21 protein-coding genes and 1 rRNA gene are annotated in these 23,798 nt (G+C 42.0%); 18 read left to right on the top strand and 4 right to left on the bottom strand.

Annotated elements, in window-relative coordinates:
* Positions 1-294: 294 nt before the first annotated feature.
* From motX to rplI, 6 genes are all read left to right on the top strand, one after another.
* Positions 295-933 (top strand): flagellar protein MotX, encoded by a 639-nt coding sequence (motX, locus tag IUZ65_RS15205; RefSeq protein WP_195704510.1) that lies wholly within the window; start codon positions 295-297, stop codon positions 931-933.
* Between the two features lie 143 nt (positions 934-1,076).
* Positions 1,077-3,569: a ribonuclease R gene (rnr, locus tag IUZ65_RS15200; protein WP_195704509.1), complete on the top strand. Its 2,493-nt coding sequence runs from the start codon at positions 1,077-1,079 to the stop codon at positions 3,567-3,569.
* A gap of 33 nt (positions 3,570-3,602) precedes the next feature.
* Complete coding sequence (gene rlmB, locus IUZ65_RS15195) at positions 3,603-4,337, top strand: 23S rRNA (guanosine(2251)-2'-O)-methyltransferase RlmB (RefSeq protein ID WP_195704508.1); 735 nt, start codon at positions 3,603-3,605, stop codon at positions 4,335-4,337.
* 265 nt (positions 4,338-4,602) lie between these two features.
* Positions 4,603-5,022: a 30S ribosomal protein S6 gene (rpsF, locus tag IUZ65_RS15190; protein WP_195704507.1), complete on the top strand. Its 420-nt coding sequence runs from the start codon at positions 4,603-4,605 to the stop codon at positions 5,020-5,022.
* A 71-nt stretch (positions 5,023-5,093) separates the two neighbouring features.
* Positions 5,094-5,321: a 30S ribosomal protein S18 gene (gene rpsR / locus IUZ65_RS15185; protein WP_000090471.1), complete on the top strand. Its 228-nt coding sequence runs from the start codon at positions 5,094-5,096 to the stop codon at positions 5,319-5,321.
* 33 nt (positions 5,322-5,354) lie between these two features.
* Positions 5,355-5,807, top strand: coding sequence for a 50S ribosomal protein L9 (gene rplI, locus IUZ65_RS15180; protein WP_195704506.1), 453 nt, complete (start codon positions 5,355-5,357; stop codon positions 5,805-5,807).
* Between the two features lie 70 nt (positions 5,808-5,877).
* Here rplI and IUZ65_RS15175 read toward each other — a convergent pair whose 3' ends face one another.
* Positions 5,878-6,612 (bottom strand): DUF481 domain-containing protein, encoded by a 735-nt coding sequence (locus IUZ65_RS15175; protein WP_195704505.1) that lies wholly within the window; start codon positions 6,610-6,612, stop codon positions 5,878-5,880.
* Positions 6,613-6,817: 205 nt separating this feature from the next.
* On the opposite strand from IUZ65_RS15175, the gene IUZ65_RS15170 reads away from it, so the two are divergent.
* From IUZ65_RS15170 to IUZ65_RS15160, 3 genes are read left to right on the top strand one after another with little or no spacing between them, the layout of a single operon-like run.
* A complete protein-coding gene (locus tag IUZ65_RS15170; protein WP_195704504.1) occupies positions 6,818-8,212 on the top strand; it encodes a replicative DNA helicase in 1,395 nt (464 codons plus the stop codon).
* Between the two features lie 14 nt (positions 8,213-8,226).
* Positions 8,227-9,324: an alanine racemase gene (alr, locus tag IUZ65_RS15165; RefSeq protein WP_195704503.1), complete on the top strand. Its 1,098-nt coding sequence runs from the start codon at positions 8,227-8,229 to the stop codon at positions 9,322-9,324.
* Positions 9,321-10,535 carry a BamA/TamA family outer membrane protein gene (locus tag IUZ65_RS15160; protein ID WP_195704502.1) on the top strand — a complete coding sequence of 405 codons (1,215 nt, stop codon included), beginning with the start codon at positions 9,321-9,323 and terminating at the stop codon, positions 10,533-10,535. The genes alr and IUZ65_RS15160 overlap by 4 nt, the downstream gene beginning before the upstream one ends.
* A 48-nt stretch (positions 10,536-10,583) precedes the next feature.
* On the opposite strand, the gene IUZ65_RS15155 is transcribed toward IUZ65_RS15160, so the two are convergent.
* Complete coding sequence (locus IUZ65_RS15155; RefSeq protein WP_195704501.1) at positions 10,584-11,003, bottom strand: secondary thiamine-phosphate synthase enzyme YjbQ; 420 nt, start codon at positions 11,001-11,003, stop codon at positions 10,584-10,586.
* 317 nt (positions 11,004-11,320) lie between these two features.
* Between IUZ65_RS15155 and pgi the strand changes: the two genes are divergently transcribed.
* Positions 11,321-12,973: a glucose-6-phosphate isomerase gene (gene pgi / locus IUZ65_RS15150; protein ID WP_195704500.1), complete on the top strand. Its 1,653-nt coding sequence runs from the start codon at positions 11,321-11,323 to the stop codon at positions 12,971-12,973.
* Between the two features lie 129 nt (positions 12,974-13,102).
* Here the strand turns inward: pgi and IUZ65_RS15145 are convergent, their stop codons facing one another.
* Together IUZ65_RS15145 and zur are read right to left on the bottom strand one after the other, a co-directional pair.
* Positions 13,103-13,564 (bottom strand): chemotaxis protein CheX, encoded by a 462-nt coding sequence (locus IUZ65_RS15145; protein ID WP_195704499.1) that lies wholly within the window; start codon positions 13,562-13,564, stop codon positions 13,103-13,105.
* A gap of 11 nt (positions 13,565-13,575) precedes the next feature.
* Positions 13,576-14,013 (bottom strand): zinc uptake transcriptional repressor Zur, encoded by a 438-nt coding sequence (zur, locus tag IUZ65_RS15140; protein ID WP_443083748.1) that lies wholly within the window; start codon positions 14,011-14,013, stop codon positions 13,576-13,578.
* 470 nt (positions 14,014-14,483) lie between these two features.
* Between zur and dusA the strand changes: the two genes are divergently transcribed.
* The 8 genes from dusA to IUZ65_RS15100 all read left to right on the top strand — a co-directional run bounded on the left by dusA (position 14,484) and on the right by IUZ65_RS15100 (position 23,649).
* The gene (gene dusA / locus IUZ65_RS15135; protein ID WP_195704497.1) at positions 14,484-15,485 is read left to right on the top strand and encodes a tRNA dihydrouridine(20/20a) synthase DusA; all 1,002 of its coding nucleotides are present in this window, start codon (positions 14,484-14,486) and stop codon (positions 15,483-15,485) included.
* 192 nt (positions 15,486-15,677) lie between these two features.
* Positions 15,678-15,887: an envelope stress response protein PspG gene (gene pspG, locus IUZ65_RS15130; protein ID WP_195704496.1), complete on the top strand. Its 210-nt coding sequence runs from the start codon at positions 15,678-15,680 to the stop codon at positions 15,885-15,887.
* Positions 15,888-15,970: 83 nt separating this feature from the next.
* Positions 15,971-16,618 carry a TIGR04219 family outer membrane beta-barrel protein gene (locus IUZ65_RS15125; RefSeq protein ID WP_195704495.1) on the top strand — a complete coding sequence of 216 codons (648 nt, stop codon included), beginning with the start codon at positions 15,971-15,973 and terminating at the stop codon, positions 16,616-16,618.
* Positions 16,619-16,804: 186 nt separating this feature from the next.
* Positions 16,805-17,035, top strand: a complete 231-nt coding sequence (locus tag IUZ65_RS15120; RefSeq protein WP_195704494.1) for a hypothetical protein — start codon at positions 16,805-16,807, stop codon at positions 17,033-17,035.
* Positions 17,036-17,158: 123 nt separating this feature from the next.
* Positions 17,159-18,976 carry an assimilatory sulfite reductase (NADPH) flavoprotein subunit gene (locus IUZ65_RS15115; RefSeq protein ID WP_195704493.1) on the top strand — a complete coding sequence of 606 codons (1,818 nt, stop codon included), beginning with the start codon at positions 17,159-17,161 and terminating at the stop codon, positions 18,974-18,976.
* Positions 18,976-20,691, top strand: a complete 1,716-nt coding sequence (gene cysI / locus IUZ65_RS15110; protein ID WP_195704492.1) for an assimilatory sulfite reductase (NADPH) hemoprotein subunit — start codon at positions 18,976-18,978, stop codon at positions 20,689-20,691. Before IUZ65_RS15115 ends, cysI begins: the two co-directional genes overlap by 1 nt.
* Entirely contained in the window at positions 20,684-21,463 is a 780-nt protein-coding gene (locus tag IUZ65_RS15105) for a phosphoadenylyl-sulfate reductase (protein ID WP_195704491.1), read from the top strand. The genes cysI and IUZ65_RS15105 overlap by 8 nt, the downstream gene beginning before the upstream one ends.
* Before the next feature lie 633 nt (positions 21,464-22,096).
* Positions 22,097-23,649: ribosomal RNA gene (locus IUZ65_RS15100) — 16S ribosomal RNA — on the top strand.
* The last annotated feature ends 149 nt before the right edge of the window (positions 23,650-23,798 follow it).

Genomic DNA, 23,798 nt, shown 5'->3' with positions numbered 1-23,798 from the left:
TGTGTTAACAGCCAGCTCAAATAGTCGTTCTTGTTTGTTGCGTTATAATACAAAGCCGGGTCATTAACGGATCAGCGATATGGATATCATAGGGTAGGTATCAATGGACAGGGAAACTCGCGAATAAGGGTACAAGGATGTATTGGCCTTCTGAAGAATGGTATTTATATTAATCACCAACTTACTCAACTTGGTATAAGATCTGAACAAAGATCACTTTTAGGATCTATATTTGACTAAAGTGAGGCAGTAAACTGCCGATAAGTAATCACGGTATGATTAAAGAGTGCAGGTATGAAGCTAAAACTTATAGCTGCTTCCCTGTTATTAGTGCTGTCACCCCTCTCGAAGGCGAAAGCTGAGATTGCTAGCGTGGGTGAACCAGTGCCTATATATACAGAAGCTGAGCTAATAAAACTGATTAATAACAACAAACACCTAGAGCGAGTAAAAGCAGATAGATGTCAGTTGGTAGAAGATATCGTTGCCCGTGCAACGAGGATCAGCTTACCTGCTTATGAACTGCTTTATGGAGACATGCTGACTTGGGGTGTTTGTGTCGAAAAAGATGTAGAATTAGGCCTTTATTATATAGAAAACGCTGCTCATCAAGGTTTACCTGCAGCCTTAGAGCAGTTAGGTCGTTATTATTCTAGAGGCACTATCGTTCAACAAGATAAAGAACGGGCGATCCCCTACCTGCGGGAAGCTGCAGCCATGGGTAATTTAAATGCGAGGATTCATTTAGCCGAATTACTCCTCCGTGATTACGGCAGTCCACTGGATTATGAAGACGCTTATCGATGGTTATATAATTCGGTTACTGCAAATAAAAGACAACATAAAAGAATTACTGTTTTAAGAGATGGTTTAGCCTTACGCATGCCGCAAAATATTATTGCGAAAGCAAAAAGGCGAGAGGTTTTTTGGTAGCTTATATAAAACGCGCGAATCTTTAAGAACATACCGTATTAAGAACGCTCTATTTAAATGGGGCGTTTGTCTTTTTAGTTACTCATTTTTCCCACACTTCTATATACTTAAAATAACTCCTATCTTGCTAAAGCAGGTTGCCCATGTCAGACAATACACCCAAAGATGAATTCGCTGATCGCGAAGCAGAAAAATATGAAAATCCAGTGCCAAGTCGAGAATTTATCACTGAATTTTTGAAACAAGCGAATGTTCCAATGAACCGAAACGATCTGTTTGAGGCGTTGAGTTTATCGGGAGAAGAACAATATGAAGGGTTGCGTCGTAGATTGAGGGCAATGGAACGAGATGGGCAGCTCGTATTCACCCGTCGTCAATGCTACGCGTTGCCTGAAAAATTAGAGATGATCAAGGGTTACGTGATTGGGCATCGTGATGGATTTGGTTGGGTTCGCCCTGAAGGAAGTGTCGGAAAAGAGAACGACGTCTTATTACCACACCATCAAATGCGTACGATCATTCATGGAGACTATGTTCTTGTTCAACCAGCAGGAACAGATAAGCGTGGCCGTAAAGAAGGTCGACTCATTCGAGTGCTCGAAGAGCGAAAAACGCAGATCGTAGGGCGCTTTTTTTTAGAGCAAGGTTACTCCTATGTTGTCCCTGATGACTCGCGAATTCATCAAGATATTCTGATCCCTGAAAAAGAAAAAATGCAGGCACGAATGGGTAATGTCGTAGTCATTGAGATTACCGATCGTGGCAGTCGTTCACGAGGCATGGCTGGTCGAGTAATTGAAGTGCTTGGTGAAAATATGGCTCCGGGAATGGAGACGCAAATCGCTATACGCACGCATCAAATTCCTAATGTTTGGCCAGAAGCAGTCGACAAGCAAATTAAAGGCTTGGGTGAAGAGGTTCCTGAAGAAGCAAAAGTAGGAAGAGTTGATCTCACAGAACTTCCTCTAGTGACCATTGATGGAGAAGATGCGCGTGATTTTGATGACGCCGTTTTTTGTCAGAAGAAGCCAAGTGGTGGATGGCGGTTATGGGTCGCAATTGCTGACGTAAGTTATTACGTAAGACCAGGAACAGCATTAGATAAAGAGGCGATAAATCGAGGCAACTCAGTGTATTTCCCCTCTCAGGTGGTACCAATGTTACCTGAAGTTTTGTCAAATGGGCTCTGTTCGTTAAATCCGCAGGTAGACAGGCTTTGTATGGTTTGCGAGATGACCGTTTCTGAAACAGGTAAGTTATCAGGTTACAAGCATTATGAAGCGGTAATGAACTCACACGCTCGTCTTACCTATACCAAGGTCGGTGACATTCTCGCAGGGGATGAAGAACTTCGAGTAAGGTATGGGGAACTTGTCCCTCACCTTGAAGAGCTATACAACATGTACAAGGTGTTGAAAGGTGCGAGAGACCAACGCGGTGCGATAGAGTTTGAAACATTGGAAACCAAATTTGTCTTCAATGCAGAACGTAAGATAGATCGCATTGAACCAGTGGTTCGTAACGACGCGCACAAGCTTATCGAAGAGTGCATGATCTTAGCGAATATCGCATCGGCATCTTTGGTGGAGAAACTTAAAGAACCGGCACTTTATCGCGTCCATGAAACCCCAGGAGAACAAAGGCTAACGGGCTTTAGAGATTTTCTTGGTGAGTTAGGGCTAAACCTAAGCGGTGGACTAACACCTTCGCCAACGGATTACGCTCACCTTATGCAAACCATAGGGGAACGACCAGATAAAGAGCTGATTCAAACCATGCTACTGCGTTCGATGAAGCAGGCTATCTATAGTCCAGATAACGCAGGGCACTTTGGCTTGGCGTTAAAGCGCTATGCACACTTTACTTCGCCAATACGCCGTTACCCGGATCTCCTTTTGCATCGGGCTATAAAATATCTTACAGCCAAGCAAGCAGGTCGTAATACTGACCGTTGGACGCCTACGGGTGGATATCATTATTCCTTTGATGATATGGACGTATATGGTGAACAGTGCTCAATAACGGAACGTAGAGCAGATGATGCAACAAGAGAAGTGTCTGATTGGCTCAAATGTGAATATATGCAAGACCACGTAGGTCAGGAACTCGATGGCGTTATCGCTAACGTAACTGGCTTTGGCTTCTTTGTGCGTTTATCTGATTTACATATTGATGGTTTAGTACATATATCTTCGTTGGCTAACGATTACTACATTTTTGATGCAATAGGCCAACGCCTGAAGGGCGAAAGCTTTGGTAATATCTATCGCTTGGGTGATAGCGTTAAAGTTAAAGTGCGATCTGTTAACCTTGATGATAGGCAAATAGACTTTGAATTAGTTGAAACAAGTCGTCAACCGCGTGGCAAAGGTAAAACAGCTAAGAAACGAGCGACAGAAGCAGATAAAAAAGCCCCTTCAGTTAAAAAACCAGCGTCGAAATCAAAACGACGTGGTGGAAAAGCAAAAGCGATGGTTGAACCAACCAAGCGACCTGATGGAACAACTGAAGAGGTTGGCAAACCTAAGTCAGCTGACAAAAAAAGCAAGGCTCAAAAAGCTCGAAAGAAAAAGCCAAGGTCAAAAAAAGCTAAGGCTAAAAAAACCGAAAATAATCAGTCTGATAGTAAAAGCTAATTATCTAAATAAAGCATTTAAAAAGAGTAAAAAATGAGTAACGAATTTATCTACGGTATCCATGCAGTAAAAGCAGTGTTAGAGAAAGATCCTGCGCGTATTATTGAAGCCTTTGTATTAAAAGGTCGTCACGATGATCGTTTGATGCCGCTAATTAAGCAATTGCAACAGTTTGGTATTTCGGTTCAGCAAATGGGTCGAAAAGCGTTGGACGACAAAGCGCAAGGTGCAAACCACCAAGGTATTATTGGTCGCGTTAAATCGGCAAAAACGCTGAACGAAAATGACTTAGATGAAATCTTAGCGACACAAAAGCAACCCCTGTTTCTTATTCTAGATGGGGTAACCGATCCTCATAACCTGGGGGCCTGCTTACGTAATGCGGACGCTGCGGGTGTTGCCGCTGTGATTGTGCCAAAAGATAAGTCAGCACCATTGACTGCTGCAGTAAGCAAAGTTGCATGTGGCGCTGCAGAAACGATTCCTTTCATCCGTGTGACAAATTTGGCACGTACTATGCGTGCAATTCAAGAGCAGGGAGTGTGGATTGTAGGTACAGCCGGCGAAGCTACACACGACATATATCAAGCCAAATTAACGGGTCCGTTAGCAATCGTTATGGGAGCAGAAGGTGACGGAATGCGTCGTTTAACTCGAGAAACGTGTGATGATTTAATTAAGATCCCAATGGCGGGCAGCGTGTCGAGTTTAAATGTCTCCGTTGCGTCAGGCGTTTGTCTATTCGAAGCAATTAGGCAAAGAAGTTAGGTTCAGTTTTGACTCGTAGGTGTTCGTAAACACTCACTGTTTGAGCTCCCTCTATTCGTTATATAACGTGCTAAATCGTATAATATTTCTAATAGGGTGGAGCCTGTTCGATATTCTAGATTCAATAGCCAAAATACCCCTTGTCATTGACACCTTTTTTCTATAATATTTGCCGTCCTTAATTCTCGGTCATTTTATACTAGTTCCTTGCTTCCCTTGGACGACCGAGCCATTTGTGGAAGCTACTAATCCGTGAGGAGCAAACATGCGAAATTACGAAATCGTATTCATGGTGCACCCTGATCAAAGCGAGCAAGTTGCTGGCATGATCGAGCGTTACACTGGTTCTATCACTGAAGCTGGCGGTACTGTTCACCGTTTAGAAGACTGGGGTCGTCGTCAAATGGCATACCCAATCAACAAGCTTCATAAAGCTCATTACGTTCTTATGAACGTAGAAGCTGGTCAAGATGTGATTGACGAACTAGAAACTGCTTTCCGTTTTAACGATGCAGTTCTACGTAACATGATCATGCGTACTAAAGCTGCAGTTACTGAGCAGTCTATTATGCTTAAACAACGTGAAGAGCGTGCAGAACGTGCTCCACGTCGTGATGATGAACGTGCTCCACGTCGTGATGACCGTGAAGAGCGTACAGAAGCTAAGCCAGAAGCAGCTGAGTAATTATTATTGACCTTAGGTCGTTAATAATTCTCAACATACTTAATCAAAAATTTAAGATCAGGAGATAGCCCATGGCTCGTTTCTTCCGTCGTCGTAAATTCTGCCGTTTTACTGCAGAAGGCGTACAAGAGATTGATTACAAAGACGTAGCAACTCTTAAAAATTACATCACTGAAGCTGGTAAAATTGTACCTAGTCGTATTACTGGTACAAGCGCAAAATATCAGCGTCAATTAGCTCGCGCTATTAAGCGTGCGCGCTACCTAGCACTACTACCTTATACTGATAAGCATCAGTAATCGGTACGTTTTATTAAGAGAGAGGATTAAACAATGCAAGTTATTCTACTTGATAAAATCGGTAACCTAGGTAGCCTTGGCGATACAGTTAATGTTAAATCTGGTTATGCTCGTAACTTCCTTATTCCACAGAATAAAGCAGTTATGGCGACTAAGTCTAACATTGAAATGTTCGAAGCTCGTCGTGCTGAACTTGAAGCTAAAGTAGCTGAGCAGTTATCTGCTTCAGCAGCTCGCGCAGAGACAGTTAATGCTCTAGAAGCGGTTGTTATCGCATCTAAAGCTGGTGACGAAGGCAAACTATTCGGTTCTATCGGTACTCGTGACATCGCTGACGCAATTACTGCGGCAGGCGTTGAAGTCGCTAAAAGTGAAGTTCGTCTTCCTGAAGGCGCTCTTCGCAACATTGGTGAGTTTGACGTTAGCATCCAACTTCATTCAGAAGTATTTGCTACAGTTACTCTACAAGTTGTTGCTGCTGAGTAATCTCAGTACCCGTGACGACGAAAAAACATCAGCCATTGGCTGGTGTTTTTTTATGTCTGTTATTCAGTGTTTAGAAAATAAATAATAAGTTTACCGATAAACTGGACTCTGTGTCACTTAAACCATTAGGCACTTTGCTATGGGATTGCTTTTCATGAACGATTTTTAAAGCAATATCATCAGTAATATTGTTGATCGCACTCAACTCCGTATCCACTTTAGAGTTACTTTCGCCCGTTGTTAATGTCACCTTAGCAGAAAGGGAAAAGCTATCGATTATTTGCCAGTTGGAGCTGAATTGCCCTCTAAAAATAGGCTCTTGGACAATATTTGGGAAGATGATGTCATCATCGTCGAGCTCATCTAAATTCGGTTCCTGATATCGGTAACCCGGTCCGATCTCTATTTCAACCAATAGGTCTTTTGAGTTTGCGACCTGATAACCGAGGCCACCCGATAAGGTGTAATCTTTGTAATAGGCGCTGTGCCTAGAGTCAATGCCTTTGAACCCGCCATACAGATAAATTCCTGTGCCTAATTTGTAGTCACTTTGTGCTTCAAATGTCAGTTGAAATTTATCCTCTTCCCCATTTTTGTCTAGTTTATGCAGTTTAAACTCGCCGGAATGTCGGTGGCGGCCAGAGGTGTATTCTGCATCCACACGTGAATTCAATGCTTGGGAATCAGTATTCCCGGTATGGGACTGATAACCAAATTCAATCTCTGATTTTAATGGCGAGCTTTCGTGATTGTCATCAAGGCTATCTTCTGCCAACGTTGATGTGCTGAAAAACAGTCCGCTCATTATCAATCCGCTAGCAATCCGGATGCATGGTGGGAATAACCTAAAATACACGAAACACGCTCGCTGATAGAATGGGCACAATAGTATAAGTATGTAGCATATCTAATCGTCAAGGCGATGTTAATTCTCGTTTTTTCTATTTGGGGATTACAAATGATGGAATACCGCTATAATGTGGCGCTATAACTAGTTATTGAGTATCACCATGGTCGAAATCCGAAACAAAAATATTGCCGACACCCAAGTAGACGCAATTAAGGTTCCACCTCATTCTCTGGAAGCTGAGCAGTCAGTGATAGGGGGATTGCTTCTGGATAATGAACGTTGGGATACTGTCTCAGAAAGAGTGGTAGCAAAAGATTTTTATAGTCGACCGCATCGTCATATTTTTGAAGGTGTTAAAGCGATATTAGAAGATAGCAACCCATTAGATCTTATTACGCTATCTGAATTCCTAGAGCAAAGAGAACAGCTAGAAGAGGTTGGCGGTTTTGCTTACCTAGCGGATCTTGCCAAAAATACGCCAAGTGCAGCGAACATTAATGCTTATGCAGATATCGTTGCCGAGAGAGCATTAGTTCGTAACCTTATTGGTGTCGCGAATGAAATTGCGGATGCGGGCTATGATCCTCAAGGTAGAACATCTGAAGATTTGCTCGACCTTGCAGAAAGTAAAGTATTTGCTATTGCCGAAGAAAGAACGGGTGAAAATGAAGGCCCTCAAAGTGTGGATTCCATCTTGGAAAAAACGCTTGAACGAATTGAGATACTTTACAAGTCACCTCAAGATGGTGTTACTGGGCTAAATACGGGATTTGCTGACCTCAATAAAAAGACGGCTGGCTTACAAGGCTCCGACTTAATCATCGTCGCAGCTCGTCCATCTATGGGGAAAACCACGTTTGCAATGAACCTGTGTGAGAACGCAGCAATGTCTCAAGATAAACCAGTACTTATATTCTCATTAGAGATGCCCGCAGAACAGCTAATGATGCGTATGCTTGCTTCACTTTCTCGAGTTGATCAAACCAAGATTCGTACGGGTCAGTTAGATGATGAAGACTGGGCTCGTATCTCTTCTTCCATGGGCATTCTAATGGAGAAGAAAAATATGCTGATTGACGATAGTTCAGGTCTAACACCGACCGAACTTCGTTCGCGTGCAAGACGTGTGGCACGTGAACATGGAGGCCTAAGCATGATAATGATAGATTACCTTCAATTAATGCGTGTCCCTTCTATTAGCGAAAACCGTACGTTAGAAATTGCAGAAATTTCACGCTCGCTTAAAGCGTTGGCTAAAGAACTGAATGTCCCAGTTGTTGCGCTCTCGCAGTTAAACCGTTCCCTAGAGCAACGTGCCGATAAACGACCAGTAAACTCCGATTTACGTGAATCGGGTTCTATCGAGCAGGATGCCGACTTGATCATGTTTATCTATAGGGATGAGGTCTACCATCCAGATAGTACGATGAAAGGTATTGCTGAGATTATTCTTGGCAAGCAACGTAACGGCCCAATCGGTTCTGTTCGACTTACTTTTCAAGGTCAATATTCTCGATTTGATAACTATGCAGGCCCTGCATTTGACGACGAATAATAAGGTTATAGTTCATGAGCTATATGAAAGCAGCCACTGCCGTTATTGATTTACGATCACTTAGACACAACCTAGATATTATTCGTCAAAAATCGCCTAACAGTAAGTTATTGGCTGTAGTGAAGGCTAATGGCTATGGTCATGGCTTATTGAAAATTGCTCAAAACTCAGACAGCGCGGACGCGTTCGGTGTCGCCCGCATAGAAGAAGCTCTGCAATTAAGGGCGGGAGGGATAGTAAAACCTATCCTGCTTTTAGAGGGGTTCTACTCTTCACTCGATTTGCCTATTTTAACTACGAATAATATTCAGACCGCGGTTCATAGCATCGAACAACTTGAGGCCTTAGAGAATGCAACACTCGAAACGCCAGTCAAAGTATGGGTTAAGCTTGATAGCGGTATGCACCGACTTGGTGTTAGACCAGAGCATTTTTCTGACTTTGTTGACCGAATTAACCGTTGCGATAATATTGCCAAACCGATTCGTTTTATGAGCCATTTTGCCTGCGCTGATGAACGACAGAGTTCAATCACGTTAGAGCAAACTAAATTATTTCTAGAGCTAACCGAACCGTATGAAGGCGAACGTTCGATCGCGGCGTCCGCTGGTATTCTTGTGTGGCCCGAAAGTCGCTTAGAATGGAACCGCTCCGGGATTATTATGTATGGCGTGTCACCGTTCTCAGACGATGACGCGACAGATTACCACTGCAAGCCTGTTATGACCCTTAAATCATGTTTAATTGCTGTACGAGACGTCAAGGCGGGTGAAAGCGTGGGCTACGGCGCTATCTGGACCAGCAAACGTGATACTAAGATCGGGGTTGTCGCAATCGGTTATGGCGATGGTTACCCAAGAACGGCTCCGTATGGAACACCCGTTTGGGTTAACGGTAGAATAGCGCCTATTGCGGGACGAGTATCAATGGACATGCTTACTGTCGATCTTGGGCCAGAAGCAGTAGATTGCGTCGGCGATGAGGTTATTCTATGGGGAGCACCACTGCCGGTGGAAAACGTCGCGAAACATATTGGTACGATCGCCTATGAATTGGTTACTAAGCTAACCCCTCGAGTTGAGATGCAATATCTCACTGAGCGAAATGAATGAAAGTTTTAACCTTCCTTGTCAGTCTCATCTCATCTTTTATTTTATTGGTATGCAGTACACCCGCATACAGTAATGGCTGGCCAAATTGGGTACCAGATTCTGCTGTTGTTCCTTTCTTTTTCACCTCGGACTCCATGGGTAATACGGTTGGTGTTGCTGGTGTAGCGACGGGTATTTTACAGCCCCAGATGAGCCTATTGGTCATGGGGCTCTATTCTGACAAAGATACCTATGTCACTTACGGCGCACTTGCTAATTATCAGGCACCTGGAAACTGGTTATTAGGTATTGAATTGTATAATGGTAAATTTGTAGATTACGATTATTACCTTGGAGATCAAGGCAACAATAACTCCTCGTCATTGGATGTAACAGAGACAACAGGTATTGAAGAGAAGTATCGTTTTTCTTTTCGATATATTTTGCCGTGGGGAGAAGGTGAAAACCTTGGTGTAGCCGCCGGATATACACCTAATCGAGAGGTCAAAGGATCAAACCCATTTACTAGTGGTGTTAGCTCATTTGAAATTCAACCTTTTTTTGCCTCTAGAGAGTTAAGTACAAACGACCAAAGTGCCGAAGAAACGTGGGGAGTTAAATTAGAATTTGACTGGAATAATCAGAACGATAATAGGAACCCAACAGAGGGGTCTAGAACGCAAATCGAAGTAACCTATTCTCCAGAATACAAAGACGATAGTCAGTGGGCGATAGTGGCCTTACATAATAGTCAGTATTGGGATATCGGCCCCTTAAACGATTTTTTCAATAAGCAAGTTCTAGCATTTAGTGTTTATACAGCAGATACCCCAACATGGAATAATTGTTCAAACAATCAATGCCAACGGCCTCCTGAATATGAAAGTGTAAAGCTAGGTGGATTATTTCGATTGCGAAGTTTTACTGCCGGGCGTTTTCACGGCCGATCTGCTATCAGTTACACGGTTGAATATAGAGTGATGCCTGAATGGCAACCGTTGGGTTCATGGCCAGTATTTAGCTTATATAATGTGCCATGGTGGCAATGGGTCGCGTTTACAGATGTAGGACGAGTAGCAGATGAATATAACTTAAAGACCCTACATGAAGATATGAAATGGAGCGCAGGTGGTGCAATTCGTTTTCAAGTCGAGGGCGTCGTTGTTCGTACTGAGGTTGCATGGGGAAGTGAAGATAGCATTTTTCGTGTAATGGTGAATCAACCATTTTAATGTTATCGGAGGCATCAATAGAGCCTCCGGTACCAATAGGGTTTACGGTTATTCTCCAGAAATTGTGGCGATGATGGTTCTTGAACCACCATATTCTCTGTGCTCTCCTAAATAGATACCTTGCCAAGTACCCAGAGCCAAGTTTCCATTACTGATAGGAATGGTAATGCTGGCACCAAGTAGTGATGCTTTTATGTGTGCAGGCATATCATCATCTCCTTCATATGTGTGCTGATAATAACTCGCTCTTTCTGGCACAAACTTATTAAAGTGACTTTCCATATCGGATCGTACTGTTGGGTCTGCATTTTCATTAAGTGTCAAACTTGCTGAGGTATGTTGAATAAACAGATGAAGAAGACCTATTGAGATGGTCGAAATTTCTTGAACATTTTGCTGGATTTCATCTGAAATGAGATGAAAGCCCCTGCTTTTGGGCTGTAAGAGAATCGTCGCTTGGTGCCACATAGGAAAGTTACTCCACTTTGTAGAAAGTACTTTAAATTATAACGCCGAACAGGTAAAACTAATGATCAAATTGAGAACTGATGTAACTCAATACTAAATCTGTGCAGTTACGTCATAATTACACTCTAATTATAATAAAAGAGCCAATTGAGACTGTCGATCGTTGAAAATACGGCTTTCAAAGCGAGTTTTCATCGAAACAAACGCTCATTTTTCAATAACGAGAAAAATTTATTTTTAATTTGGCTATTCAGTTATCGTAGAAATTCGTCTACGTTTAATTGAATTTAACCTACTGTGGCATCGGGACAGAGACTATGTTGAAAAATATTAATCCAACGCAAACAAAAGCTTGGAAGGCTTTAACAACGCATTTTGAATCAGCACAAGATATGGAGCTTGATACGTTATTTGCATTAGACGAAGATCGTTTTGAAAACTTTTCTACTAAGTTTGGTGACGACATTCTGGTTGATTATTCGAAAAACTTAATCAATCAAGAGACAATGGACAAATTGTTTGCTCTTGCCGATGAGACAGAATTGAAGGCGGCAATCGACGCAATGTTCTCGGGTGAGAAAATCAACCAAACAGAAGGCCGCGCAGTATTACATTGTGCTCTTCGTAACCGCAGTAACAACCCCGTCATGCTAGAAGGCAAAGATATCATGCCTGATGTAAACGCGGTTTTGACAAAGATCGAAGGCTTTACCGATCGTGTTATTTCAGGTGACTGGAAAGGCTATACAGGCAAAGCGATTACTGATGTTGTAAACATTGGTATTGGCGGCTCGGACCTTGGTCCTTACATGGTAACGGAAGCGTTAACACCTTATAAAAACCATTTGAACATGCACTTCGTTTCGAATGTTGATGGCACTCATATTGTAGAAACATTAAAAAAAGTGAACCCTGAGACAACATTGTTCTTGGTTGCATCAAAAACATTTACTACTCAAGAAACGATGACAAACGCGCATTCAGCACGTACTTGGTTCCTTGAAACTGCGGGTGACGAAGCCCACGTAGCGAAACATTTCGCAGCGCTTTCTACAAATGGAAAAGCAGTAGCAGAGTTCGGAATTGATACTGAGAACATGTTCGAGTTTTGGGACTGGGTTGGTGGTCGTTACTCACTTTGGTCAGCCATTGGTATGTCCATTGCACTTTGTGTCGGTTATGATAATTATATTGAGCTGTTGGCAGGCGCTCACGATATGGATAATCATTTTTCTGAAACTGCATTTGAGAAAAACGTACCCGTTATTCTTGCTTTGATAGGCCTTTGGTACAACAATTTCCATGGTGCAGAATCAGAAGCAATCTTACCTTATGACCAATATATGCATCGCTTTGCTGCCTATTTTCAACAAGGTAACATGGAGTCGAATGGTAAATACACGGATCGCAATGGCGAAGCTGTTGATTATCAAACAGGCCCAATTATTTGGGGTGAACCTGGTACAAATGGACAACATGCGTTTTATCAGTTAATTCACCAAGGCACTAAATTGATTCCTTGTGATTTCATTGCGCCTGCAATCAGCCACAATCCAGCAGGTGATCACCATCAGAAACTGATGTCTAATTTCTTTGCTCAAACGGAAGCACTTGCTTTCGGTAAAAGCAAAGAACAAGTAGAAGCTGAATTTATCGCAGCAGGTAAAACAGCTGAAGAAGTCAAAGACCTTGTACCATTTAAAGTGTTCGAAGGTAATAGACCAACTAACTCTATCTTGGTTAAACAAATTACCCCCCGTACACTAGGCAACTTGCTTGCCATGTATGAGCACAAAATCTTTGTTCAAGGTGTTATTTGGAATATCTTCTCATTTGACCAATGGGGCGTGGAGCTTGGTAAGCAGTTAGCGAGCCAAATTCTTCCTGAATTAGCAGATGAATCACCAATCGATTCACATGACAGCTCAACAAATGGTCTAATTAACGCATTTAAAACGTACAAAGCTTAATAGATGAGATGTTAAATAGCTTGTTCCTGTTTATCGAGAGCAAGCTATTTAGGCATTAGGTTTTGGAAAACAAAAAAGAGGTTGATGTATCACATCAACCTCTTTTATTTTTGGCTTTAAAAATCAGTTTTATTCAAAACAGATCTCAATAAACGCGTTACCCCATTCGGAGGTGAAAGGCATTATAATTATTGCCCCGTCGCATTTATGGCGAATAGTATGCCCTTTACCGGATACAACGATAGGGGTCGCCATATCAAATTCAAAGCCACTATCAGATAAAATCCGTTTCGCTCCACCGGTAACCATATTTGTGATTTCACCCACCATATCAGTGACTTCTTCATTAATACCGTTTGGACGTTCACCCAGCATATTTTGCATGATCTCTAGTGCGAGACCTTCATCAAAAGTAATAGACATTGAGCCTTTACTTTTGTCACCTACCATACCAATCAGGCCAGATACATCACCACGAGCGATTTCATCTTTTTTGACTCTCGGTTTTAGCGGTTTCAGCTCTAGGGAGGCCATTGTTTTTAATACGTTCATCAAAGAAGCTAAAAACGGGTTTACAAATTCAGCGCGCATAACACTCTTTCTTATTGTTTCATGATTGAAAGACACGCTTTACAGGTGCCGTGTGTTTCAAGGACATGATTTGTTATTTTGAACCCGTGCTTTTCGGCATTGCCGGCAAGCAAGGTCATCAGATTATCATCTTGTAGTTCAGCAACATTACCACATTGGTCACAAATTAGAAGTTGGGAGTAATGCTCATTTTGACCACATGAGCAACAGGATATAAAGCTATTATTAGATTCAACTTTATGGATGAACCCTTGTTCTAGCAAAAAATCTAGCGCTCTATATATTGTTGGTGGCTTAGCTTGAGGTTCACTCTCTTTTAGTTGTTCCAGTAGATCGTAAGCACTTGATGCACTTTTATTGGTGCAAATCAGTTCAAATACTCTTTTTCTCTGGGGTGTAAATCTAACCCCACGAGCCTCACAAATACCTGATACATGCTCAAGTAACATAATGTCCAAATCAGCCACCTTTAAAACTGGACTTTTATAATAATACACTAATTTTCCAAACATAATACTTGGAAAGCAATTCCTACCCTAAGCGAAAGGTAATGAGGGATCAAGTTAATCGAAAATCATAATTAATATTTAAAGTAAAAATGCTAACTCTCTCTAGATCTCTTACTTTAAAGGGAAAACGAAATTACAGGTGAGAGGAATGATTTAGCGCACGCTTTCTTTTTAGAGTTTTGCCTTCTCTGTGTATAATGCGCGAATTCTTTTTAACGATTACCTTAAACCTTAAACCTTAAACCTTAAACCTTAAGTCGCCGCTCTGTCGACTACGTGTCTTGATGATGCAGTTCGTCATTGTCCTGCTTTCAAAAGGGAGGGCTTTAAGAGTGTCACAGAAAATAACTCAGGTAAATTGTAGGTAGATAGTAGCCTTATTACACAGCATATTTTGAGACTAAATTTTTATGAACATCGATAAACCCAGTAAATACGCTAGTTCCCGTTTCTCCATTGCCCCTATGCTCGACTGGACGGATAGACATTGTCGATACTTCCATCGTTTGTTGACTCAAGAGGCGTTGCTCTATACAGAAATGGTGACAACAGGCGCGATCATTCATGGTAAAGGTGACTTTTTAGCTTATAACGAAGAGGAGCATCCTCTTGCGTTACAGTTGGGTGGTTCTAATTCGGCTGATTTAGCTGCTTGTGCAAAGTTGGCACAGACACGTGGTTATGATGAGATTAATCTGAATGTAGGTTGCCCTTCTGATCGTGTTCAAAACGGACGTTTTGGTGCTTGTTTGATGGCAGAGCCCGATCTCGTTGTTGATTGTATTAAAGCAATGAAAGATGTGGTTGATATACCGGTTACCGTTAAAACTCGTATTGGTATTGACGAATTGGATTCCTATGAGTTCTTAACTACTTTTATTACTAAAGTGCATGAATTTGGTGGTTGTGATGATTTTACTATCCATGCACGTAAGGCGTGGTTAAGTGGCTTAAGCCCAAAAGAAAACAGAGAGATTCCACCTTTAGATTACGAAAGAGCCTATCAGTTGAAGTTAGACTTTCCACATTTGAATATTGGCTTAAATGGTGGAGTGAAAACATTAGAAGAATCCATTGCGCATCTAAAGCATGTTGATGGGGTTATGGTTGGTAGAGAAGCCTATCAGAGCCCTTATATTCTTGCTCAAGTTGATCAACAAATTTTCGGACGAGAAAAGCCAATTAAGAAACGTAGTGAAGTGGTCCATGAAATGTACCCTTATATCGAAAGCCAATTAGAAAACGGGGCTCAGTTGGGGCATATCACACGTCATATGTTGGGGCTTTTTCAAAGTATGCCTGGAGCACGTCAATGGCGTCGTTACATCAGTGAAAATGCGCATAAAAAAGGGGCAGGTATTGAAGTGGTAGAAGCGGCGTTAGCAAAAATACCTAAAGAACTTAATGTGTAAATTTCACCATGTTGGTGGTGAAATTTACCAGTAAAAAGATGATTAACCACCAGATCTTATTTTGATAGTTCTTTATTACTTGATATTTAAGAACTTCTATAAAAATAAAATGTGGCTTGAATCCTGCTTTGTTTTCTATCAACCCCATGTTTAATCGAATCAATCAGGTGTGGGAATCTACGGGAGAGTGTTATGTTCGAGTTACTATTTTTTATCATGTTTATCGGTATCCTATTTTTTACTGGGCTTAGTATGATGACGGTGTTTATTGCACTAGGCGTTTCAATATTTGTCATGTTTTTGATGGGTATGGTCGGTTTTATAATTAAATTGTTGCCTTGGATTATTGTGATCGCAATTGGTGTGTGGGTTTACAAAAATTACATTGTGTCTGCTCGTTAATGGATTGAACCTGTTGAATTTCTATATTATTAACTATGCTAGTATCAAAGAGTTACTGAAGGGTTAATGAAAGGGAGATTGAAATGGTACAAATGGGACAAAAGTTGTTGTTTGGCTGTGCAATGACACTGTTTGCTCAATCGGCAATGGCAGAAGATTTTTACCGTGGTGAGGTTGGTTTAGATTATTGGTGGGGAAGTACCAAGGTCAATGATGTACGTTATGATGAAGACAAAACGCCTTTCTTAACCCTCATATTAGAAACCGATCTCCCATACGTTCCGCATTTCAAGTTTAGATACAGTGAAATTGATTCTCAGCAAACGGCTTTTGATAAATATGATTTTACGTTTTATTACGACGTTATAGAGCACGATACTTTAGCTCTCGATCTTGGTATTAATGCATCAAATTACCAAAATAGTCGATATACCTATTTAGGTACGGATGAAAATTTCAATATGACAACATGGGGCTTATACGCGAATGGAGCAATAGGTATCCCCAAGACCGATATCGATATCATAGGGCAGTTCGATTTCTATAATAGTGGTAATAAAAAAACGGCCGACTTTATTGCAGGCTTCGAATACACCCTTGCTCTACAAACGGTGGATGTTGCTTTGAGAACAGGGTATCGAGTCATGGACTACACTTTCTATGAAGATAAGGAGAATGAGGCGACGGTATTCGTAGATGGTTGGTTTATTGGTGTCAGTGTTATTTTGTAGATAACAACATTGTTTGATTGTTAAAGCATCACGTTATTACGTGGTGTTTTTTTATACCTGTTAGTAATAAAAACTAAAAATTATTTAACATATGTAAGCTTATGAGCCATGCTTAATTTACGTGTTACAGATAATATTCACTCGAATGCGGCATTATTTGGCTAATGGGCGATAAGGAAAGTTGCTATGACGCTGACAGAATTAAGAACGTTATATAGGGAAAATCAGCTTATCGAAGCCATTATCGAACCTTCGGTGCAAGATGGAAGCTGGATAGTTGAATTTAGACATGCTCATGGTGGGCTTGTGTTATTGACCGACTCTGAAGGCGAAGGATGTCAATATCTTGATTTGGATTTGGCTTCTAAATCGGCAATGGCCGTTGGATTTAATCAGGTTAGGGTTGAACAAAAATAATGAAACACCGCTTTTTTAAGTCTCCTTATCTCAAAAAGTTATAAAACATGAACTTCTATTCTTTCTTGTTATTAGCGTGAGTGGTTAATCTATAGTCACGCAACTAATAGGAATGTCGTGACAATGTTATCGAAGGAACTCTCAGCACTAGCAAGTCCGCTAAATGACCAACAAACAGGTCAGTTACAACAAGCCACATCAGAACTGTCTCCCCAGCAGTTAGCTTGGGTTAGCGGTTATTTTTGGGGTCTAAGTCAGACTCAGTATTCTGAAGTAAATGCACCGAATATCCAAACGTTGGCTGCAAATGGCTCTGAGCCAACGGGCAAGCTATCTATTATTTTTGCATCCCAAACAGGTAATGCAAAAGGTGTTGCGGAGTCCATAAAATCGGCAGCAGAAGCTCAAGGTATCGCTGTAAAGTTATTTGATGCAAGTGATTATAAAGGTAAGAACCTAGCCAAAGAAACACATGTGATTTTTGTGGCCTCGACCAATGGTGAAGGTGAACCGCCAGATAATGCCATTGAATTGCATGAATTCTTGCAATCGAAAAAGGCACCAAAATTGGATGGTTTACAATATGGCGTTGTCGCTTTAGGTGATTCAAGCTACGAGTATTATTGTCAAACGGGCAAAGACTTTGATACGTATTTAGCCAAATTGGGAGCAACTGCATTTATCGAGCGACTTGATTGCGATGTTGATTATGATGAATCAGCGGAACAATGGAGTACTGATGCATTAAGTAAAGTTAAAGAAGCGTTATCTAGTTCCATTTCTTTTGGAGCCGTTCAGACGCTGAATTCTACCCAGACGGGTCTTAGTCTTTATACAAAACAGAACCCATACACAGCTTCTCTGCTGACCAATCAAAAAATCACAGGTCGTGATTCTGGTAAAGATGTCCGTCATATCGAAATCGATTTGGATGGTTCAGGTATCACTTATCAGCCAGGTGATGCCCTGGGTGTATGGTATGAAAACGGAACGGATCTTGTTGACGCGGTTCTTAATCAAGTTGGACTCTCAGGTGTTGAGAGTGTGAATGTATCAGGGGAAAGTGTATCACTTCGTGATGCACTTATTTCCAAATTTGAAATTACTGCGAGTAACCCGCAACTTGTCACTAAATATGCAAAGCTTTCAGGTAGCAAAAAGTTACAAAAACTTGTTGAAGATAAAGATAAGTTACGTCAATACGCATCGAATACTCAGGTGATTGATGTACTCGCTGAAAAGAAAACGAAGCTATCAGCTGAAGAATTGGTTGGGCTTTTCCGCAAAATAACACCACGTCTCTATTCTATCGCTTCAGCTCAAACCGAAGTTGAAGATGAAGTCCATTTAACCGTTGGGCTTGTCGAGTATAAAAAAGGTGAAGAACAACGTCATGGTGGAGCATCAGGTTTTCTTTCACAACGCCTTGAAGAAGGGAGCAAAGTGAAGGTATTCGTTGAGAACAATAATAACTTTAAATTACCAGCGAACGATAATGCACCGCTTATCATGATAGGGCCTGGTACTGGTATCGCACCATTCAGAAGTTTCGTGCAGGAACGTGATAATAGAGGTGCAGAGGGTAAGAATTGGTTATTTTTTGGCGATAGAACCTTAACGCAAGATTTTCTTTATCAGGTTGAATGGCAGAAACACCTTAAATCTGGTCTTTTGACAAAGCTAGATGTCGCTTTTAGTCGAGATCAAAAAGAAAAAGTTTATGTTCAAAATCGGCTACTAGAAAATGCAGAACAGGTTTGGCAATGGATTGAACAAGGTGCATATATCTACGTATGCGGAGACGCGACTCAAATGGCTAAAGACGTTAATGATGCACTAATTACTATTGCTAAAGAGCATGGTCAATTAAGCCAAGAAATCGCAGAAGAATTTATCAATAATTTACGCAAGCAGAAGCGTTATCAGAGGGATGTGTACTAATGAGTGAACAAGTAGTAATAGGTGAAGAATTAGGACCTCTTTCTGATAATGAGCGCCTTAAAAGAGAGAGTGACTTCCTTCGCGGAACAATTAAATTAGACTTGAAAAACCAAATTACTGGTGGGTTTACAAATGACAATTTTCAGCTAATTCGTTTCCATGGGATGTATCAACAAGATGATAGAGATATTCGTGCGGAACGTGCAAAGCAGAAGTTAGAGCCATTGCATAATGTCATGCTTAGAGCGCGTATGCCGGGTGGAATTATTTCTCCGCAACAATGGTTAGCCATAGATAAGTTTTCAGATGAGCATACCTCTTATGGAAGCATTCGACTCACAACAAGGCAGACATTCCAGTTTCATGGTGTCTTAAAGCCAAATATTAAGTTAATGCATCAAACACTTAATACCATTGGTATTGACTCTATTGCTACTGCTGGTGATGTCAATCGGAACGTATTGTGTACTAGCAACCCGATTGAATCGGAATTACATCAAGAAGCTTATGAGTGGGCGAAGAAAATAAGTGAGCACTTATTACCAAAATCCCGTGCCTATGCTGAGATTTGGTTAGACGGCGAAAAAGTTGAAACGACAGACGAAGAGCCGATCCTTGGAAGTAACTATCTGCCTCGTAAATTCAAAACTACAGTGGTTATTCCTCCAAACAACGATATTGATGTTCATGCGAATGACCTTAATTTTGTGGCCATAGCAGAAGATGGAAAGCTTATAGGGTTTAACGTACTTGTTGGGGGTGGACTTGCTATGACGCATGGCGATACTTCTACATACCCAAGAAAAGCGGATGACTTTGGTTTTATCTCTTTAGATAAAACGTTAGACGTTGCCGCGGCGGTCATTACGACCCAGCGTGACTGGGGGAATCGTTCTAACCGTAAAAATGCAAAAACTAAATATACCCTAGATAGAGTGGGTATTGACGTGTTTAAGGCGGAGGTAGAGAAAAGAGCTAATGTTCAATTTCTAAATAGTCGTCCGTATGAGTTTAAAACACGCGGAGATCGTATTGGTTGGCTAAAAGGAATTGATGGTAAGTATCACCTATCTCTATTCATCGAAAACGGCCGACTACTTGATTTCCCGAATAAGCCGCTAAAATCAGGTGTGGCACAAATAGCCAAGATTCATAAAGGTGATTTTCGAATGACCGCGAATCAGAACCTAATTGTTGCAGGAGTGACGGCTGACCAAAAAGACAAAATTGATGCCATCGCTCGCGCTCATGGATTAGTTGATGACACAGTTTCACTTCAAAGACAAAACTCAATGGCCTGCGTTGCTTTTCCCACTTGCCCATTAGCGATGGCGGAAGCGGAGCGAATCCTGCCTCAATTTGTTACCGATGTTGAAGGTATTTTGAAGAAGCATAGCCTTCCAGAGCAGGACAACATTATTCTAAGAGTGACGGGGTGTCCAAATGGCTGTGGCCGCGCAATGTTAGCGGAAGTTGGTTTAGTCGGTAAGGCACCAAGTAGATACAATCTACATATAGGCGGGAATAGAGCCGGGACTCGGGTGCCAAAGATGTATAAAGAGAACATCACGGATAAGCAGATTCTAGAAGAGTTAGATACCTTGATTGGTAGATGGGCAACAGAACGTGACGAAAATGAGAGTTTTGGTGACTTCACCATACGAGTCGGGATTATCGAGGAAGTGATTATCTCTAAGAGAGACTTTTATGCGTGATACTTTTAATGCAACGTTTAACTTACGTGAACTGTTAGCACTGAATAAGGTGGAACAAAGCCTGAAATTGGCTGAAATTAATGGTGAGTTAGAGTTGCTATCAGCTCAACAGCGTGTGAGGTGGGCAATAGAAAACCTATCTGGGAACCATGTAGTCTCATCGAGCTTCGGTGTTCAAGCCGCAGTGATGCTGCACCTATCGAATGAGATTAAGCCAGACATTCCCGTAATCTTAACCGATACAGGTTACTTGTTTCCTGAGACGTACCTTTTTATTGACGAGTTGGCAGAAAAGCTGAATCTAAACCTGAAGGTATTTCGTGCGATAGAAAGCTCCGTTTGGCAAGAAACAAGATACGGTAAATTATGGGAACAAGGCGTAAGCGGAATAGAGAAATATAATAAGATAAATAAAGTCGAGCCTATGAGAAGGGCACTCAATGAACTTTCGGCGAAGGTTTGGTTTTCTGGATTAAGAAGAGAGCAATCCAGTTCTCGGGCAAATCTCCCCATCTTGTCTATACAAAATGGTGTGTTCAAATTTTTGCCCATCGCAGACTGGACTAATAAAGACGTGCACTACTATATAGTAGAAAACGGCCTCTCATATCATCCGTTACGAGATCAAGGTTACTTGTCTGTCGGCGATACTCACACGACAAAAAAGTGGGAAGCGGGAATGACGGAAGAAGAAACACGATTTTTCGGACTGAAAAGAGAATGTGGACTTCATGAAGATGACGACTTCCAAGAAGCTGGTTCAGGCATATAAACGGTTATTTTGTAATCAGTTTATAATAAGTCTGTGGATAACTTGTTAGCCACCTATGAGTAAAGTGGTAAAAATGGCACGTAGAATAGGAATTAGATTCAAGTGTCATTTTTTCTTCAAAAAAGGCAAAAAAAGTATTGCCAAAGATAATTCGTTCTCTATAATGCGCCTCACTGACACGGTAGAGCCCACAAGGCTTTGCAGAGAAATCAGTAAGACGAGCAGCTTGAAAAAGCCCTTCGAAATTAAAATGAAAAAGTATTTGACTCTTCACTTTAAATCGCTAGAATGCACGTCCGCTTCAAGGAAAGCTTTACAGCAACCGAGAAGCAACGCTCTTTAACAATTTAAACCTATATCAATCTGTGTGGGCACTCGTTGATGACAATCGAAGATGATTCTCTGCTTTAGGGCACGAAATCAACAACGGTTTCAATGAACTGAGTGACCTAATTTGATGCTTATTTTGTTTTTACTTTTTTAAAAGTGAAAGCGAATTAACTTCGAACACAGTTATTTAAATATCACTCTGTTGGAGTGATAGAACTTTAAAGAACACTTTACTATTTAACCTTCGGTTATCTAAAGTAAAAGGCAATTTAAAGTCAGTATTCATTGAGCCAAAAAGAACTTAAATTGAAGAGTTTGATCATGGCTCAGATTGAACGCTGGCGGCAGGCTTAACACATGCAAGTCGAGCGGAAACGATGTTAACAATCCTTCGGGAGCGTTAATAGGCGTCGAGCGGCGGACGGGTGAGTAATGCTTAGGAATTTGCCCAGTTGAGGGGGATAACTATTGGAAACGATAGCTAATACCGCATACGCCCTACGGGGGAAAGGAGGGGACCTTCGGGCCTTCCGCGATTGGATAAGCCTAAGTGAGATTAGCTAGTTGGTGGGGTAATGGCTCACCAAGGCGACGATCTCTAGCTGGTCTGAGAGGATGATCAGCCACACTGGAACTGAGACACGGTCCAGACTCCTACGGGAGGCAGCAGTGGGGAATATTGCACAATGGGCGAAAGCCTGATGCAGCCATGCCGCGTGTATGAAGAAGGCCTTCGGGTTGTAAAGTACTTTCAGTAGTGAGGAAGGCAGTAAGTTTAATACGCTTATTGTTTGACGTTAGCTACAGAAGAAGCACCGGCTAACTCCGTGCCAGCAGCCGCGGTAATACGGAGGGTGCGAGCGTTAATCGGAATTACTGGGCGTAAAGCGCATGCAGGTGGTTTGTTAAGTCAGATGTGAAAGCCCGGGGCTCAACCCCGGAAGGTCATTTGAAACTGGCAAACTAGAGTACTGTAGAGGGGGGTAGAATTTCAGGTGTAGCGGTGAAATGCGTAGAGATCTGAAGGAATACCAGTGGCGAAGGCGGCCCCCTGGACAGATACTGACACTCAGATGCGAAAGCGTGGGGAGCAAACAGGATTAGATACCCTGGTAGTCCACGCCGTAAACGATGTCTACTTGAAGGTTGTGGCCTTGAGCCGTGGCTTTCGGAGCTAACGCGTTAAGTAGACCGCCTGGGGAGTACGGTCGCAAGATTAAAACTCAAATGAATTGACGGGGGCCCGCACAAGCGGTGGAGCATGTGGTTTAATTCGATGCAACGCGAAGAACCTTACCTACTCTTGACATCCAGAGAAGCCAGTGGAGACACAGGTGTGCCTTCGGGAGCTCTGAGACAGGTGCTGCATGGCTGTCGTCAGCTCGTGTTGTGAAATGTTGGGTTAAGTCCCGCAACGAGCGCAACCCTTATCCTTAATTGCCAGCGAGTTATGTCGGGAACTTTGGGGAGACTGCCGGTGATAAACCGGAGGAAGGTGGGGACGACGTCAAGTCATCATGGCCCTTACGAGTAGGGCTACACACGTGCTACAATGGCGCATACAGAGGGCAGCCAACTAGCAATAGTGAGCGAATCCCAAAAAGTGCGTCGTAGTCCGGATTGGAGTCTGCAACTCGACTCCATGAAGTCGGAATCGCTAGTAATCGTAGATCAGAATGCTACGGTGAATACGTTCCCGGGCCTTGTACACACCGCCCGTCACACCATGGGAGTGGGCTGCAAAAGAAGTAGGTAGTTTAACCTTCGGGGGGACGCTTACCACTTTGTGGTTCATGACTGGGGTGAAGTCGTAACAAGGTAGCCCTAGGGGAACCTGGGGCTGGATCACCTCCTTAAACGATGATTGCTCATGATGAGTGTCCACACAGATTGAAATAGGTTTAGAAAGCAAAGAGATTTTTTTTCACTTTTGTATTAAAAGTGAAGATGAAATTGTGCCTGCTTAATTGCAAGTGCAAATATAAAAGTGCCCAACACTTTTATA

It is taken from the genome of Vibrio sp. VB16, assembly GCF_015594925.2.
Classification (GTDB): Bacteria; Pseudomonadota; Gammaproteobacteria; order Enterobacterales; family Vibrionaceae; genus Vibrio.
This window is presented reverse-complemented; position numbering and strand designations above follow the sequence as displayed.